13 protein-coding genes and 1 riboswitch are annotated in these 17477 nt (G+C 39.1%); of the genes, 11 read left to right on the top strand and 2 right to left on the bottom strand.

Going from position 1 to position 17477, the window contains the following annotated elements; translation table 11 throughout:
• Nucleotides 1-2: 2 nt before the first annotated feature.
• Complete coding sequence (locus PQ578_RS16420) at nucleotides 3-1508, bottom strand: phytoene desaturase family protein (RefSeq protein WP_273835487.1); 1506 nt, start codon at nucleotides 1506-1508, stop codon at nucleotides 3-5.
• Nucleotides 1509-1682: 174 nt separating this feature from the next.
• Here PQ578_RS16420 and PQ578_RS16415 point away from each other — a divergent pair, with 174 nt between their 5' ends.
• From PQ578_RS16415 to msrA, 4 genes are all read left to right on the top strand, one after another.
• Nucleotides 1683-2201 carry a glycosyl-4,4'-diaponeurosporenoate acyltransferase CrtO family protein gene (locus PQ578_RS16415; RefSeq protein ID WP_273835486.1) on the top strand — a complete coding sequence of 173 codons (519 nt, stop codon included), beginning with the start codon at nucleotides 1683-1685 and terminating at the stop codon, nucleotides 2199-2201.
• Nucleotides 2182-3225: a type 2 isopentenyl-diphosphate Delta-isomerase gene (fni, locus tag PQ578_RS16410; protein ID WP_224880114.1), complete on the top strand. Its 1044-nt coding sequence runs from the start codon at nucleotides 2182-2184 to the stop codon at nucleotides 3223-3225. Before PQ578_RS16415 ends, fni begins: the two co-directional genes overlap by 20 nt.
• A gap of 82 nt (nucleotides 3226-3307) precedes the next feature.
• Nucleotides 3308-4711 carry a Na+/H+ antiporter NhaC family protein gene (locus tag PQ578_RS16405; protein ID WP_273835484.1) on the top strand — a complete coding sequence of 468 codons (1404 nt, stop codon included), beginning with the start codon at nucleotides 3308-3310 and terminating at the stop codon, nucleotides 4709-4711.
• An 80-nt stretch (nucleotides 4712-4791) separates the two neighbouring features.
• A riboswitch (SAM riboswitch) is annotated at nucleotides 4792-4906 on the top strand.
• A gap of 100 nt (nucleotides 4907-5006) precedes the next feature.
• A complete protein-coding gene (gene msrA / locus PQ578_RS16400) occupies nucleotides 5007-5657 on the top strand; it encodes a peptide-methionine (S)-S-oxide reductase MsrA (RefSeq protein ID WP_273835483.1) in 651 nt (216 codons plus the stop codon).
• A 41-nt stretch (nucleotides 5658-5698) separates the two neighbouring features.
• Here msrA and PQ578_RS16395 read toward each other — a convergent pair whose 3' ends face one another.
• On the bottom strand, nucleotides 5699-7942 hold the full coding sequence (locus PQ578_RS16395) for a hypothetical protein (protein ID WP_273835482.1): 2244 nt from the start codon (nucleotides 7940-7942) through the stop codon (nucleotides 5699-5701).
• A gap of 214 nt (nucleotides 7943-8156) precedes the next feature.
• Here PQ578_RS16395 and cydD point away from each other — a divergent pair, with 214 nt between their 5' ends.
• The 7 genes from cydD to argC all read left to right on the top strand — a co-directional run bounded on the left by cydD (nucleotide 8157) and on the right by argC (nucleotide 17458).
• Nucleotides 8157-9890 (top strand): thiol reductant ABC exporter subunit CydD, encoded by a 1734-nt coding sequence (gene cydD, locus PQ578_RS16390; RefSeq protein ID WP_337958025.1) that lies wholly within the window; start codon nucleotides 8157-8159, stop codon nucleotides 9888-9890.
• Nucleotides 9887-11593 (top strand): thiol reductant ABC exporter subunit CydC, encoded by a 1707-nt coding sequence (cydC, locus tag PQ578_RS16385; RefSeq protein WP_273835481.1) that lies wholly within the window; start codon nucleotides 9887-9889, stop codon nucleotides 11591-11593. The genes cydD and cydC overlap by 4 nt, the downstream gene beginning before the upstream one ends.
• Nucleotides 11594-11718: 125 nt before the next feature.
• Nucleotides 11719-12069: a VOC family protein gene (locus tag PQ578_RS16380; RefSeq protein WP_273835480.1), complete on the top strand. Its 351-nt coding sequence runs from the start codon at nucleotides 11719-11721 to the stop codon at nucleotides 12067-12069.
• 12 nt (nucleotides 12070-12081) lie between these two features.
• Entirely contained in the window at nucleotides 12082-13035 is a 954-nt protein-coding gene (locus tag PQ578_RS16375) for an ABC transporter permease subunit (protein ID WP_273835479.1), read from the top strand.
• Nucleotides 13032-14060 carry a hypothetical protein gene (locus tag PQ578_RS16370; protein ID WP_273835478.1) on the top strand — a complete coding sequence of 343 codons (1029 nt, stop codon included), beginning with the start codon at nucleotides 13032-13034 and terminating at the stop codon, nucleotides 14058-14060. Before PQ578_RS16375 ends, PQ578_RS16370 begins: the two co-directional genes overlap by 4 nt.
• A 62-nt stretch (nucleotides 14061-14122) precedes the next feature.
• Nucleotides 14123-16273 carry a DNA topoisomerase III gene (locus PQ578_RS16365; protein ID WP_273835477.1) on the top strand — a complete coding sequence of 717 codons (2151 nt, stop codon included), beginning with the start codon at nucleotides 14123-14125 and terminating at the stop codon, nucleotides 16271-16273.
• 147 nt (nucleotides 16274-16420) lie between these two features.
• A complete protein-coding gene (argC, locus tag PQ578_RS16360) occupies nucleotides 16421-17458 on the top strand; it encodes an N-acetyl-gamma-glutamyl-phosphate reductase (RefSeq protein ID WP_273835476.1) in 1038 nt (345 codons plus the stop codon).
• Nucleotides 17459-17477: the final 19 nt, after the last annotated feature.

Below are 17477 nucleotides of genomic sequence, written 5' to 3'. Positions count from 1 at the left end.
TCTTAGCCAGTTTGCTCATCTTTCAATTTCTGATCCTCCGCAATTAAGTCTGCAGTTAACTGTCCTGAGAGTGTGACCATCGGTACCCCACCGCCTGGATGTGTCGAACCACCTACGAAGTAGAGGTTATCAATCAATGTACTTCTAGATGGGATTTTGAATCCTCCGTTCACTTTACGATCGGTAGCAACTCCGTAAATCGATCCGCCATTAGATCCATATAAATTTTTAATATCATCCGGTATAAATTGATATTCGAATTCGATCGATTCACGAAGCCCTGTCATGCCCATTCTTTCTAGCTTATCAAGCACAATTTCGCGGTATCTCCCGCGATGTTTTTCAAAGCTCTCGCCAGGCTGAAGTGGAGGAACATGGGTTAACACAAATAAATTTTCTTTTCCAGAAGGTGCTTGTGTCGGATCAGATTTTGAAGAGACGCCAATATAAACAGTTGGATCGTCAGCAGGAACACCTTCATCAAAAATTTGTTTGAATTCAAGCTCTGGATCTTTCGAGAAAAAGAAATTGTGATGTTGAAGCTGATCGAATGTTTTATTAACCCCAAGTAACAGAACAAGACCTGATACAGTCGGTGTATATTTTTGGAGATCCTTTTTCACTTTTTCTGCTCCAGGTTCGCCTTTTAAAAGCGTCTCATGTGCAGGAATTCCTTCAAGGTTGCTGACAATTAAATCAGCTTCCATCGTTGTTCCATTTGCAAGCTTTACGCCAGCGGCTTTTTTGTTTACAGTAAGAATCTCAGCTACCTCTGTATTCACTTGAACGTCGACCCCTAGTTCATCGAGAAGCTTTAGCATTCCTTCTGCTATGTTGTACATCCCGCCTTCAACATAATAGATTCCTAGACCAAGTTGGACGTACACAAGCTGTGATAGGATAGCAGGAGAATGATAAGGCGAAGAACCTATATACATAATGAAGAAGTTGAAAAGCTGTTGAAGATGCTTATCATCAAGATACTTTTCTGTAGCCTGATTCATTGATTTCATCGGATCCATTGAGAGAAGATCTTTAAATGAGTGAAGCTTTTGCAAATCTTGAATGCCTGATAAACTTTTCTTGTAAAAACTTTTAAGGCTCAGGTCAAACATCGTTTTGCAATAATCTAAGTAGGAGAGGAAGTTGGAATAATCTTTCTCTGAGCGTTTATGTACCTCAGATAACATGACCGCGATGTCACTCGTTACATCAATTTGTGCACCGTCTTCAAAAAAAGTTCTCCACTGAGGTTCAATTCGCTTAATCGTCATATAATCGTTTACATTTCGATTCGCACTTTTGAACAGTTTCTCGAGCACCCAGGGCATTGTGAGGATGGAAGGTCCTGTATCAAACTTAAATCCTTGACCGGAACGTTTGTTTAACTTACCACCAGCTCGTTCGTTTTTTTCAAGTACAGTTACTTTGTGTCCATCTGCAGCGAGGCGAATAGCGGCTGAAAGTCCACCAAGGCCAGCCCCAATTACGATTGTTTTTTTGCTCATTCCTTCTCCTCCTTCATCAAATTAGCGTCATGAATCGACTTTTGTACACTGTCATTGTATAGTTTAGGTATAACCTTTGTAAAGGAATCATAACGCTGTTAAAGTGTTAAGTATGCTTTGTTGTTAATTACCTAAAAATGGATAGGTTAAACAATGTTGAAGTGAGGAATGCATATGCACGTTATCCACTTAACCATCCTAGAATTAATCTTAGTGAATATTTTTGCATGGCTGATTATTCATGTATCTATCTCTTATATTTGCCTTCGTTTGCCAGATTCCTTTTACGAATCAAAAAAAATTGGGTTAGAGAGCAACAAAAAGGAGTTGAATTTATATGAAGGCTTACGAATACGCAAATGGAAAACCATACTTCCTGATGGGGGAGACGTGTTTAAAGGTGGCTTTCGAAAGAAAGAGTTAAAGACACTTAGCTCATCCTATCTTACGAAATTTATTGTTGAGACAAGACGTGCAGAAGTGACCCACTGGTTCCTAATTCCGCCTTCCATTTTGTTTTTTTTATGGAATCCAATGAGTATTGGGTTCGTTATGGTTGGGTACGCACTAATTGTTAATCTTCCATTTATCCTGATTCAACGGTACAATCGACTCAGGTTAAAACCATTGCTAAGTAAACAGTTGAAAAAAGAGCAGCGCAGGGGGAATTCCATTGGAACATTTGGGGTTTGAGCAAACAGAAAAACGAAAAAACGAGCATATCGACATCTGTCTTACAGAAGAAGTTGAAGGGGCAGGATTAACGACAGGACTAGAACGCTATCGTTTTAAACACAATCCATTACCTGAGATTGCTTATGATGAAGTGGATATCTCTACTTCTTTTCTAAATAAAAAATTAAACACGCCATTTCTTATAAGCTCAATGACTGGCGGCACTGAACGAGCATGGGAAATAAATAAGCGTCTTGCCAAAGCTGCTGAAGCACATGGCTGGGCACTTGGAGTAGGATCGATGCGTGCAGCGATTCAAGAATCCAAATCCGTATATTCCTTTGATGTGAGAAAATATGCACCAACTATCCCGGTCCTAGCTAATATTGGGGCTGTACAACTTAATTACGGTTTTACCATTGAAGAATGTAAGCGAGCCATTGATTTAATTCAAGCTGATGCGCTGTTGCTTCATTTAAATCCACTACAAGAAGTGTTTCAACCAGAAGGCGACACCGATTTCCAGGATTTAATTGTTAAAATTCGTGAAGTAGCAAAGGCGATTCCTGTTCCGCTTGGAATTAAGGAAGTTGGTATGGGGATTGATGCGAAGACAGCTCAGCGCCTGATTAGCGCTGGGGCCAGCTTTATCGATGTTGCAGGGGCGGGCGGAACGTCGTGGATTCAAGTTGAAAGCTATCGTTCTCATCAAACGATGCGCAGGCAAGCTGCGAAGGCTTTTGAGGATTGGGGGAACCCAACCGCAGATTGTATCATTGATGTGCGAAAGCAGCACCCTGATGTACCAATGATTGCAAGTGGAGGGCTAAAAAACGGTGTGGACGCAGCGAAAGCAATCGCCCTCGGTGCAGATGTTTCTGGATTTGGAAGGGCATTACTTGAAAATGCCGTAAATGACACTGAAGAAGCGCTCTCAGAACAATTGAAACGAATTGAATTTGAATTACGAACTGCTATGTTTGGGATTGGTGCTTCGTCTATTAACAGGTTAAAATACAATAGCGCATTACGTAAGAAATAGTCAGGGCCCAGGCTCTGGCTTTTTTGTTTTTGTATAGGTCGCCTTCTAGCGTGCAAACTAGAGCAGAAGGAGGGCGAACTTATTGGATTGGTTATCTGTGTTTCCTTTTATCGTAGTGATAGTGGTTGCGATCAAAACTAAGCTAGTGATTCCAGGTCTTACAGCAGGACTGTTAACGGCCTCATTTATTTATAAACCGGGCGTAATTAGTGGTTTACAGCAGTTTTATGAGTTTATCATGAGTGGTCTTAAAGATGAGAATAACGTTAAAATCGTTCTTTTTCTCTATATGTTTACCGGGTTAATTGGATTAATGAAATATACAGGTGGAATTAAAGGGTTTGTTCATCTAGCCTCTTCGAAAATCAATACAAAAAAAGGTGCATTGTTTCTTACTTGGATCTCGACAATTGGAACCTTTAGCGCTCCGAGCTTTCGTATTGTAACAGTAGCACCAATCATGAAAGCTCTCCTCAATAAAGTGAAAATCACTCCTCAGGAACTTGGATTTGTGATCGAGACGACTGCAACTCCAGTGATTGTATTGATGCCAATTGCGACTGCTTTTGTTGGATACATGTCGTCTGTTGTTCAGCTTTCTTTAAAAGCAGAAGGCATTGAAGGTGATGGTTATCGCTATTTTCTTCAAAGTATTCCGTATAACTTTTTTTCCATCAGTATCATTCTAATCGGCTTTTATTTAAGTTTTTTTCATCACAGTAAAAAACAAGCGACTGATGCAGGGAATCAAGAGAAGGAGCTAGATGATCAGTGGGAGGACTGTCATCCAGCCGTAGCAAAAGACCTTCCCCAAAAACCGTTCAACTTATTACTGCCGCTTGGAGGAGTCATACTGTTAACTCTTTTTCTTACGTATTGGAGTGGGTATGAAAAAGGCTTTACCTCCTTACTTCAAGCATTCATCGAGGCGGATGTGCTTGATGCCATGGTATTTGCTCTATTAACAACGGTACTACTTACATTCCTTTTTTATTTATTCCAGCGTTTCTCATTAAAGGAACTCGTGACTTTCTTTATTGAGGGAGGAAATGAAATGATGCCAGTGATCGTATTGTTAACGGTTGTGTGGGGGCTAGCGTCATCAACTGAGGCGCTTGGTTTTTCGACATTTGTCACCTCTAATCTTGATTGGATTCCATCGTTATTCGTCCCGCCTGTTTTATTTCTTGTAGGTGCGTTTATTTCGTATTTCATTGGTTCGTCGTGGGGAACTTGGGGAATTTTAATGCCGCTTGGTATTTCGTTAGGCTATTCAACCGGAACCGATCTTCCTCTGGTCATTGGAGCCGTATTTGCTAGTGGGACATTTGGGGCTTTTTCTTCACCGTTAAGTGATAATACGAATACAATAGCGAGAATTTTAAAGTTAAACCCAATGACATATGCTAAATTTAAGCTAACTCCTGCTCTTATTGCAGCAGGGACGGCTGCAGTAGGATATTTTATTATTTCTTTTGTAATCTAGCTTGAGCACTTTTCTATTGACAACTGTTTTAATACCATTTATTATTGAGATTAACTTAATAATCCTTTATTTAAAGGATCTTCTTATTCAGAGAGGTGGAGGGACTGGCCCTTAGATACCTCGGCAACGGACCAATGAACATTTTGTTCATGCGGAACCGTGCCAATTCCTGCGGCGAAAGTCGGAAAATGAGAAGAGGCTCGGATTATCCAAACCCTCTTCTGTTCGGGCAGATGAGGGTTTTTTGTATGCATTCTCATCTGGAAAATTGTTTTAGTAGAGGGAGTGAACGATCTTGCATACACTAATGGATAACGACACTAGAAAACAGCAGCTTATTAAAAGCCTTCTTCAAAAAGGAATTTATAAGAAGGGTGAAAAACAGCTTTATATGTTAACACTAAATGAACTGGAAAACATATATGTTCGATCTGAAAAAATCAATACGATAACTGGAAACGGAGTGGTCAAAGTGGAGCAAGCAACATTTGCAGCAGGGTGCTTTTGGGGTGTAGAAGCACTATTTCAACAATTAAACGGCGTTATTTCGACATCAGCAGGGTTTACTGGTGGTGAAACAATTAACCCTACGTATGAAGATGTTTATTCTGAGTTAACAGGTCATGCAGAATCCGTGCAAGTTGAATACGATCCTTCCCTCATTTCTTATGAAGAGCTTGTGGAAGTGTTTTTTGAAAATCATAACCCAACTTCTTTAAATAGACAGGGAGAAGATATTGGAACCCGCTATCGCTCAGCGATCTTTTTCCATTCGAATGAGCAGGCAGAAATTGCATTAATTGCAAAAGAAAATCTTGAGCGTTCCGGGCGTTTTAAGAAGCCTGTTGTCACTCAAATTGTTCCAATCACTTCATTTTATCGTGCTGACGAATATCACCAAAGTTATCTTGCTAAGCGTGGACAGTCTTCATGTAAAATTTCGTAACACAAAAAAGCTTTTCCTCAATAGTATGAGGAAAAGCTTTTTTAGTTTGGTTGGTTTACACCGATTTGATCAAGAAATATCTTTCCTTTTGGAGAGGCGTTAAACTCAAACGTGATGGAATCAATCTCATCTAGCTTCAGAAGTCTGTTTTCCTTATTGAAAAGTTGTATCGGAATGTTAAACGTTTGAAGTACGGGTTCGGTAGGTTCACCGTAACGCCGTTCTTCAAAAAATTTTGTTTTTGTATGCTGAATAGGGAGTGCCCCGTGCATTGGCATAATATCACTTAATAATACGCTGGATGACTCACCGTTGGCCGAGCTTAAAGTTACCCTAAAATCAACCGGCTGTTGATCTTCTGCTTCCGATACGTTTGCTGCAGTAAATGTTAGTGAGCTATTCGGTTTGAAATTATATGGATCCTGTAACGGTTTCGTGAGATCTAGTGAGTAAGATGCATTTTTTGAATAGGATTGATCCCATTTCAAAAACACACCGTGAGTTCCTCTTTCCTTATCTCTACGAAATTCAAGTTCCCCTTCATACCACTGAATAAAGCTATTGGCTTCTATATCAATATAAGGGGATGTTGCGGTTAGCACGTTCACATCTTCCTCAAAATCACTTAAAATATGGTAAGTGGGATCTTCGTATTTACTAATATAAGTTGTCTTCGGTAACCACTCAAGTGCATATCGATAATCCTCAAACATTGGCTGATAACGATCATCTTCATGAAGAGTTGCTTCAAGAAAACCGGATACGTAAGTGCTTGCAATCTGACGCTGCTCATTGCCTTCAAGTAAAGGCTGTTTATTTAATAATAATGTAAAAGGGAAGTACGTATCATTTTCTCCCCAGGTGGTGTTAAATTGCCCATGATTAGCACCATCAATATAAAGAGACGATTTCATCGCATTTTCGCTACCTGTTAATTGAATACCGTTATATTGGCGATCTCCTTCAAATTCAGATAAGTCACTATCATAAGAACCACCAAGCAATAAATAGTTTACATCATCAACTTCAATTTTACGATCAGAGAGAGTTTGATAATCGGTTGGAGCCAGTGCAATTACGGTTTCAATCTTGTAGTTAAAGTCAAAACGCATGTTAGCATTGTTTGGATAGCGATCAAGTTCATTGAATTTTGCGGCAAGGATAGCTGCTTGTCCCCCGCGAGAGTGACCAATTAATGCAATGTGATCCATATCAACTTTATTGAAAAATTGGGTATCTTGTTGTGTCGATAGTGATTCAATTTCTTCAATGTGCTTTAATAATAGCCAGGCTCGGCCATTAATATCTCCAGATAGACCTCCTGACCATGAGGAGTTAAAGAAGTTTTCATCAACTGATACGGTCAAAAACCCTCTACTTGCAAGGAGCTCTCCTAAATAATTGTAGCCTTCATCTGAAAAATCTTCCATTTTATGATTTCCATGTACGATAAGAACGAGTGGGAAAGGCCCCTCACCTTCTGGCATAAATACACGGCCGTTTAGTGGAACATTAGCATCTTTAAAGCCCCAAAACCATTCCCGTTCTTTAGACCATTCTCCAATCATGCTTGAAGCGTTAACGGACCTTGTTTGGAGGTCGACTTCATTACCGAATTCGTCTCGTTGCTTATCAGTTCCACTTCCATATGTAAAAGTGTTTACGTCATGCGAACCATATTCCGATGGGTTTTGACTGACGGGGGAAAATGGCTCTACGGTGTTGGCGAGGCGCTCATCCAAGGTACCAGGGGTAAATAGCCAGTAACAGAAAATGCCTGTTACGAAAAACCCTAAAAGTAGCATGATGATTGAAAGTGGTTTCTTCAATCCAGTTGTTAGCGGGTATCCAAACAGTGCTCCAGTAATAACGCCAATAGCAACTAAGAGATAGGCAAGGGGGAGAATGTTCTCAAGACTGCGAAATTGATCTAACGTGTAAATTGTGATTGTAAGGGAAATACCTAAACTAGCGATGAAAAGAGTAGGAAGTTTTTTAACTCTTTTTATAAACCATTCTCCCATTTTCACGGCTACCCATGTTCCAATAATAGCTATTAGAAAGAAAAGAATGACGTCTACTAATTTTCCGAGTCCAGTATGAAAATCAAAACCGATGGCGAAGATTAGAAGCATTGTGATTAATGTGGCACCATAGGAAGCGCCTTTCCAACTCGCATTAAAAAAAGACTGTACAGGCAACCTTATGCGCATAAATAGTTTTTTTACTTTATTCTGGTTATGTGTCTCTTTCCGTGTCTTTCCGTACTCTGGTTCCTGTTCCACGCGAATCCTCCATTTCATTATCACTTCTTTTATTATAGCAAATACATAAAGAAGAGAGGGAACTCATAATGGCTAATCTCCATTCATTTAATCGTCAAATCGAAATCAGCAAAGTATTTGATTCTTGCTTAGATAAGTCGTACAATTAACATAACGCTTAATGTGAATTATTTCACAAACGTGCGTTTGTGATTGAGATAAAGGTGGGGATAAGGTGAAGAACGAGCTTAAGGCATATGGTTCAGATTTTAAAATTACGCACCTGTTGATGATTTTAGGCGCGCTTTTAATAGGTGCTTCAATTATTGCGCAGGCCTTTCTTACAGTAGAAATTGTAAACAACGTTTTTGTTGATAAAACAGCCTTTGAAGAAAACGTGCCTTTTCTTATTAGTTTGTTACTTGTTTTGATGTTGCGACCATTCTTATCTTACTTAATGGGCAGAGCAGGAGTAAAGATGGGTGCTACAGTAAAACAAAGAATCCGTAAAGCGCTATTAGACAAATTTTCGCGAGAAGCGCTACTAACTTCTCATCAAGGGCAATCTGGTCAGAAGGTGAGTGTCTTGCTTGATGCAGTTGATGAGATCGATGCTTATTATAGTAAATACATTCCACAAGTGTTCAAAACAGCCGTAATCCCAATTTTTATTTTAGTTGCTGTTTCAACTCAGCATCTCGAAACAGGACTAATCATGATGGTAACGGCACCGTTCATTCCAATATTTTATATTATTATTGGGATACGGACCCAGAAAAAATCTGAAGAGAAGCTTGAACAAATGACTGTTTTTTCTGGACGCTTTTTAGATACGATCCAGGGATTGACCACACTAAATTTGTTTCGACAGTCAAAAAAATACCGAAACATTATTAAAGAAAGTAGCTTAAACTACCGGGATGCTACTATAGAAGTATTAAAAGTTGCTTTCGTGTCCTCTTTAATGCTTGAGTTAATTTCTATGCTGAGCATCGGCATTATTGCGCTTGAAATCGGTCTTCGTCTCATTGTATTTAATAGCATGTCTTTTGCAACGGCATTTTTTCTTCTTATCCTTGCTCCAGAATTCTACCTTTCATTAAAAGAACTAGGCAGTGCTTTTCATACCGGTAGAGGGAGTATGAGCGCAATGAAAAAGGTAAGTGAAGAACTAGGTCGTGAGAGCGAGGAAGTGACATGGGGAGATCGGTTTATTGAAAATAGAAAAACTCCACCAAAGATTGCTCTAAAAGACGTTTCTTATCAGTATAAAGACAGTGGTTTCTCTTTATCATCTCTAAATATAACTATTGAACCTTATCGTCAGGTAGCGGTAATCGGGCGAAGCGGGTCTGGTAAGTCAACGTTATTGCATATGATTGCCGGATTGCTACCACCACAACAAGGTGAGATTGCGGTCGATCATCATTCCATGACAAGTTTAAATGAAGGTAGTTGGTTTTCACAGGTTAGCTATATCTCTCAGCATCCGTATATATTTACAGGGACGATAGCTGATAACATACGTATCGGATCAAAGAATGCCAGCCAATCTGAAATTGAAGATGCAGCGGTGAAAGCAGGTATATCCGCATTTGTTGCTACACTAGAACAAGGTTATGAAACGATCATTGGTGAATCGGGTCGTGGTTTATCTGGAGGAGAAAAACAGCGACTGGCACTGGCACGTGCTTTTTTAAAGAAGCCAAATATCATTTTGTTTGATGAGCCAACAACCGGACTTGATTTATATACAGAGAAAGTACTTCAATCAGCGATGGATTCATTATCTCAAAACGCTACAATGATTACAGTAGCGCATCGACTTCATACCATTCGAAAAGCAGACCATATCATTGTGCTCGATCAAGGAAAAATGATGGCTGAAGGCACTGACAAAGCACTTTATGAGTCAAGTGAACTATACCGGGAAATGGTAAATGTTCAAACAGAGGAGGTAACCTTATGAGAGAATTAGCATTTGTTTGGCGTGAAATGCTAACAGAGAAAAAAGATATCCTTCTTTCCATCTTATTTGGCTTTATTGCTGGTATAACAGCTGTTGCCCTTTTTGCTGCAAGTGGCTACTTAATTTCTAAGGCAGCATTGTCGCTACCTGTTTTCGCATTAGCCATCTTAACAGCTGTCGTGAAATTTTTTGGACTTGCTCGTGCAGTAGGCCGTTACTTTGAAAGAATTTATTCTCACCGCGCCACATTTTCAATCTTAAGCAACATGCGCGTATCATTTTATAAAAAACTTGAACCAGTTGCAGCGAGCTTAACTCAGAAACACCGAAGTGGGGAATTGCTAGGGCGAATAGTAGGAGATATTGATCGGCTTCAGCATTTTTATTTGCGTGTCTTCTACCCACCGATCGTATTTATTCTTATTTTCCTTGTTACCATTTGGTTTACATTATTCTTTTCAATTAAAATTGCCAGTTTAATGCTGTTAGGTGTTTTTCTTACTGGGATAATAATTCCTGGTTACTTCGCGTGGCGTATTCGTAAAAAAGATCAGGCCGTTCGTGCACTGAGAGGAGAATTTGCAGCTGATTCGGCAGAGTTCTTCAATGGCTATCGTGATTTGAAAATCATGAGAGAAACCGCTAAAAGGAAAGAAGAGTTGGAAGCAAAATCAAGCGCAACTTTGAAGGCAGAAAGTAAAGAAAGTAAGGCGGAAGTTTTTCATCAGGCGGTTAACTCATTTATCTCTTTATTTGTTACATGGTGTGTCATCGTGGTGGGTGCCTATCTTGTGACAACTGGAGAATTGGATGGCGTATTTCTCGCCATGCTTGTCCTTATCTCCTTAACGTCGTTTGAGAATGCGGTGCCGATGGCGATCGTGCCAGCTTATTTACAAGATAGCATGACAGCATCCAAAAGACTTTCAGACGTACAAGCTGTCACTTCGAATAACATAAAGCAAACAATAAAGCTTCCAGAAGAAAAACCATTCTCGTTATTAGCCAAAAATGTAACTTTCACATATCCAGGTGAAGAAAGAAAAGCACTGAAACATGTATCCGTTCATATCCCAGTAGGGGGGAAAACGGCGATCGTAGGGCCTAGTGGTTCTGGTAAGTCAACGCTTTTACAACTATTCCTTAAGTTCTATGAGAGCGGGGGACTAGAAGTGAATGGTGAGTCGACTCAAACGCTATCACAGGAGCAAATTTGGTCAGAAACAAATGTTGTCCTTCAACAAAACCATTTTTTCTCAGGCTCTATTCGTGACAACTTGAAACTCGCTGGAGAGACGTTAACCGACGAACAGTTAACAAATATCCTTGCTATTGTTCAACTTCATCATCTTTCTCTTGATTACGAAGTCCATGAAAAGGGCGCAAACCTATCCGGTGGCGAACAGCAGCGTCTTGCCATTGCAAGAGCTCTGTTAAGAGGAAAGCGTGTCTGGTTATTAGACGAGCCAACTTCCTCGGTAGATCTTTTGACAGAAAGATTAATTCTTAACTATTTATTTGATCGAGCCAAAGAAGATACGCTTCTCTTGGTCAGTCATCGACTGAACAATCTTGAAAAGATGGATCAAATTATCGTGATGGATTTAGGTGAAGTTGTTGAAAGTGGTACGTATAATGAATTAATGTCGAGAAAAGGATATTTTTATCATATGAGAGAAATCGAGAAAAGCGTTCTTGTGTAGACTTAGCTTCCAATACGCTGCCATGTAGCAGTTAATTGGAAGCTTTTTATTATTTATTTTGAAAAAAGAGGATAAGTCTCCTTTTTATGGAATTTTGTAGAGATAAGTAAAAAGGAGGAGTTGTCTTGTTAAATAACGTGTGTGTCATAACAATCAAAGTGTCGAATATGAAAGAATCTTTAGCGTTTTACACTGAAGTACTAGACTTTAAAATTTCAAAAGAGTACGGACCGAACATTGTGAGTCTTCAACATGAGTCGATTCCGATCGTTCTCGAAGAAGAGTCTCAAGAAACTGTAAAAAACAGCGTTCTGATAGCGATTCAATCAGATAATATCCATCAAGATTTTCAGTGGTTTAAAGATAAAGAAGTATCGATTTTATCGGAAGAGCCAGAACCTTGTCCACCGGGTTTGTTTTTTGTGATAGAAGATCCGTCGGGGAATCGGATCGAAATACTTCAATTTATGAATTGATTGGATACATAAATGGTATTTAAATCATTTGTTTGGCGCTCTGTTTCTCAATTTCTGTTAACATCACTGGGGATTTTATTAATAGGATCCTTACCTTACCTCTTTTTTAATATGAAGAGCCAACTTGAAATATTGAAGATGATTGATCAAAAAACGCTATCAAACACGCTTTTTTTATATGATACTATCGTATTTAACGTGGAAGCTTATGTAAATCAACTTGTTCATACAATCAAGGTATTGTTTAACGGAAATATGCTTGACTATTACACAAGAGGAAGAAATGTACCATTATTTCCTGATTTATGGCATGCCTATAAACTTTCTATGTCTTACTTAGTCGGATCCTTAATCATTTCTGTGTGTGCAGCGATAGTACTCACGATTATAACTATGGTGTTTCCGAAACGAATGAGAGGTTATCTAAAAGGCTTCTTCTTTCTTATTGAATCATTACCTGATGTATTCGTTATCTTACTTGCTCAGTTAGGCGTGATTTGGATTTATAAACAGACAGATCTTCTTCTATTCAATGTAACAAGCGGGTTTAATGAAAATGCAATCGTTTTACCGGTTTTTATTCTATCTTTACTTCCTTCTGTTTACATTTATAAATACTTATTACTCTCCTATGAAGAAGAAGAAGAAAAGCCCTATGTTGTACTGGCAAAAGGGAAAGGAATTGATCACTTTACAATTCTACTAGTACACATATTTCGGAATGCAATGGTGTCACTATTTCACCATTTTAAAGGAATTTTTCTCCTTGCTCTAGCGAACTTGCTTATGCTTGAGTTGATTTTTGACATGAATGGATTAATGATGTTCATTTACAAACATGGGGCCGTCAATTCAGAAATGGTGACGCTTTCTCTATATATGATTTTTTTACCAACTTTTATTCTTTTTACCTCAATTGAATGGTTGATTAAACGATGGACGGCAAAGCGAGGGGGGGTAATATGAGAAAAGATTCACTTTTACGAAATGGCCCTTTTGTCTTCGGTGTTGTTTTTTTATTACTCCTATTATTAAGTAGTTACTTTTACAGTTTTTACAGTTCAGAAGTTCATCCTGATAAAATGCTTTATGATGAAAATGGAAATGTTATGGCATTAGCACCATTTGCTCCTTCGCTCAACTTTCCACTTGGAAGTGATCTTGACGGCAATTCGTTTGTATTTAAACTAATAGAAGGGGCTAAATATACGATTGGGTTATCCCTTATCGTTGCCTTTTTTAGAGTCGGCTTTTCATGTATATTTGGCTATTTGCTTTATCGTATGCCTTTTTCATTAAGAGTTTTATTTGGTGGCCTTTCGAACGTGTTTCATTATGCCCCTGTTACGATTTTTACTTATATCCTTATCGCTCCTGTCATATTAACGTTTAGTTGGAGCTATGATGTTTCTACGAAAATCATTTTTCCAATGGTAATCTTGATTGGTATTAGCATTCCTGTTTTAGCTCTTTATGTACAAAATGAATTGGATTCCATATCTACAAACGAGTTTATAGACAGTGCAAAAGTATTGGGAGGAAGTAGGTTTCATCTTTTAGGAAAACATCTAGCCCCTTTTATGTATCCGAAGTTATTGCTTCTTTTTGTGCAGCAGGTAGGTCAAGTACTCATTATATTTGCTCATCTAGGATTATTAAACGTTTTTATCGGAGGAACGGATGTAAGGGTGATGGATGTTGATTTTAAAACAGGCGAGACGACAACGGAATCCTTTTCGATGACGAATGAGTGGGCCGGTTTGATCGCTCAAAACTTCCAGTATGCCCAGTCGTTTCCTTGGATGGTTCTAGCACCAGTATCAGCTTTTGCACTATCTATTCTCGCAATTAATAGTATTGTTTACGGATTAACGAATCGCAAAACAGTTAAGAAAGGTGTTTGCAAAAAGAGTCTACCTGAGAAAACGGTCATTCTAGAACAAACTCACTTTGAATTAAATGGTGCTGGCCATTCATCAAAACAAGGTTAATACTATCCGATACGATCACATGTACGCTATACTAATAGCTAGCGTATTTTTTAGAGAGAGGGATGTTACGATTGGCCGTTTGTATTATCGCCGAAAAGCCAGATCAGGGAACGCGCCTTGCAGCGCCTTACCCAACTGAAAAAAAACAAGGATATTTGTACATAAAACCAAACCCGGACTTTCCTGACGGAGCTTATATGACATGGGCGGTGGGACACTTATGTGAACTTGTTTCGCCTGAAACCTATGAATCTTCATGGAAGAAGTGGTCTCTTCAAACACTTCCTATGATTCCAAACCAATTTCAATATCAGGTAACGAAAGGAAAATGGAAGCAGTTTAACGTGATTAAAGAACTAGTCAATAAAAAAGATGTTGGCTCAATCATCCATGCTGGAGATGCTGGAAGAGAAGGTGAGCTGATCGTTCGAACGATTTTAAATCAGGCTCGTTGTAAAAAGCCGATGAAGCGGCTATGGATTTCTTCCTTAACCGAGCGTGCTGTAAGGGAAGGATTCCAATCCCTTTTAGAAGAGCAAGAGACTCGTAATCTCTACTATGAGGCTTATGCCAGATCATGTGCAGATTGGGTGGTTGGCATTAATGCCTCGCGTGTTTATACGCTTCTTTTTAAACAGAAAGGTGTTCAGGATGTTTTTTCTGCAGGGAGAGTTCAAACGCCTACACTTGCGTTAGTTGTGCAAAGAGAGAAAGAAATAGCGGACTTTAAATCAGAGCCATTCTGGGAAGTAAAAGGGAGGTTTGACTATAACGGAAAAGTCGTTGTAGGTAAGTGGATTAAAGACGATCAAACGAGGTTGCAATCTCCCGAAATGGCGCAGGCAGTCGCTCAATTTTGTAACCAAAAAGACTGCATTGCAAGTGAAGTAAAGAAAGAAAGAAAGCAATACAAGCCTCCTTTTTTGTATCAGCTTTCTTCTCTTCAATCGACTGCGAATAAACGGTACAAATTTTCGCCGAAAAAAACGTTGGACATTGCGCAAAAGCTTTATACGAAAGGGAATATTTCTTATCCACGAAGTGATTCTAGCTTTGTTACGAAGGATGAAGCTGCGGAATTTCCTTCCATTTTATCAAAGCTACAAAAACAAAGTGCTTATCAAGATTATTTTCCATTAAAACGTGAGTCGATTTTAACTGACAAGAGGTTTGTCAATGCATCAAAAGTAAGTGACCACTATGCGATCATCCCAACAGAACAGGTTCCAAACATTGATAAACTGTCAGGTGATGAAGCAAAGATTTATGATTTAATTGCAAGAAGTTTACTTGCGGCGCATGAAGAGGCCTCAATTGTTGATTATACGACTTTATACACGCTTGTCGATCAGCGAGCCTCGTTCCAATCAAAAGGGCAGGTTCGCGTGCAAGAAGGTTGGCAGCGAATCATACCATCGACTCAAAAAGACGAGGAACTACCTGCTATTGAGCAGAATGAGCAAGGTAAGGTGCTTTCAACAGAAGTAACAGAGGGTAAAACCCAGCCGCCAAAACGATTTACTGAAGGGCAGCTGATTACAATGATGAAAACCGCTGGAAAGCATCTTGACGATGAGTCATTAGAGAAAATCCTTAAAGATACAGAAGGACTAGGAACAGAAGCAACGAGGGCAGGCATTATTACGATGCTGAAAGATCGGAAATACATTGAAGTTGTTAAAAACCAAGTATTTGCAACAGATAAGGGAATTCTTTTAATTGATTCCATTGGGGACGCCGTTCTTTCGAGTCCAGAAATGACTGCGAAGTGGGAGCAGCGGCTCAAACAAATTGGTAGTGGTGAAGCGTCACCCCAAACCTTTATGGAGTCTGTTAAGAAGCTTGCAGCGAAACTAACATCAGATGCGATTGAATCTTCAGCTTCCTGGGATTTAAAGGATATAAAAATAGAAGCTCAACCTTCCAAAAAATCATTAGGAAAAAAGATCGGTATATGCCCGCTCTGTGGATCTGATGTACTTGATAAGGGGAAGTTATTTGGATGTAGTAGCTATTCTAAAACGAACTGTGCGTTTACAATTTCTAAACGTATTCTGGGAAAACCTATTTCACAAACCAATGCAAAGAAAATTCTAACTAACGGAAAATCGAATGTAATTAAAGGATTAAAAAGTAAAAAAGGTACATTTGATGCAGCGCTCGTTTGGAGTGCTGAAGAAAAGAAACTAACATTTGAATTCGAAAAGAAGTAATTTGAAGCATGCCTCTACTAAAGGCATGCTTTTTCTATTTGGAGATAGGGCCGAGCTTAAATATAAAAATAATCAAAATAATTGTTGTATATATATTCTTTAATATGTATAATCATTCAATAAGAACAGTAAGAGGGAGTGGAAGAAGTGAAAGCAAGTATTGTCGGTGCTAGCGGATATAGCGGCCTTGAATTAATTCGCTTATTGCTTAGTCACCCTGAAGTAGAAATTAATACAATTGTATCTCCATCTAATGCTGGAACGAATGTACATGATGTTTTCCCGCATCTCACGGATATACAAGTAAGTCAGTTTGAAGCGCTTGATGTAGAGGAGCTTGCTTGCGAATCAGATGTGATCTTCTTTGCAACACCAGCTGGCGTGAGCAGTAAATCTGTTCCATCACTGCTAAATAAGGGTGTTCCAATCATCGATTTATCCGGAGACTTCCGATTAAAGAATGGGGATTTATACGAAAAATGGTATAACCATTCATCTCCGCCAGAAGGAGTTTTAACAGGAGCGGTATATGGATTATCGGAATACTATTCAGAAGAAATCAAATCCGCAAACTTAATTGCCAATCCTGGATGCTATCCGACGGCAACGCTACTTGGACTTCTTCCGATCATTCAAAAAGGATGGGCTGATCCATCGTCTTTCATCATCGATGGAAAATCGGGGCTTTCAGGAGCAGGACGTAAAACGAGTCTTACTGCTCATTACTCTGAAGTGAATGAAAATGTATCAGCATACAAACTTGGCAAACATCAGCATATCCCTGAAATCGAACAAGTGATTTCGAATCAAATCGGTGAAAATGTAAAAGTATCGTTCTCTACCCACCTCGTCCCACTTACAAGAGGGATGATGTGCAGCATGTATGTCAATCTATCTCATGATTTATCAGAAGCAGAAGTGATTGATCTTTACCAAACGATATACGAAGATCATCCTTTTATCCGCGTGATGCCTGCAGGGAAATGGCCATCAACAAAAGGTGTTTCCGGTTCTAACTACTGTGATATTGGCCTTTCAGTTGATCCGAGAACGAATCGCTTAACGATCATCTCGGTGATTGACAATTTGATGAAAGGTGCCGCTGGTCAAGCGGTACAAAATATGAATCTACGATTTGGTTATCCTGAAACAGCAGGTCTTAGTTTATCTCCAGTATTTCCATAAATCTACTAAACGAAAGGGT

The organism is Guptibacillus sedimenti, assembly GCF_028610665.1.
Lineage (GTDB): Bacteria > Bacillota > Bacilli > Bacillales > Guptibacillaceae > Guptibacillus > Guptibacillus sedimenti.
Note: the sequence above shows the minus strand (reverse complement) of the source record. Positions and strands in the feature narration are given on the sequence as shown.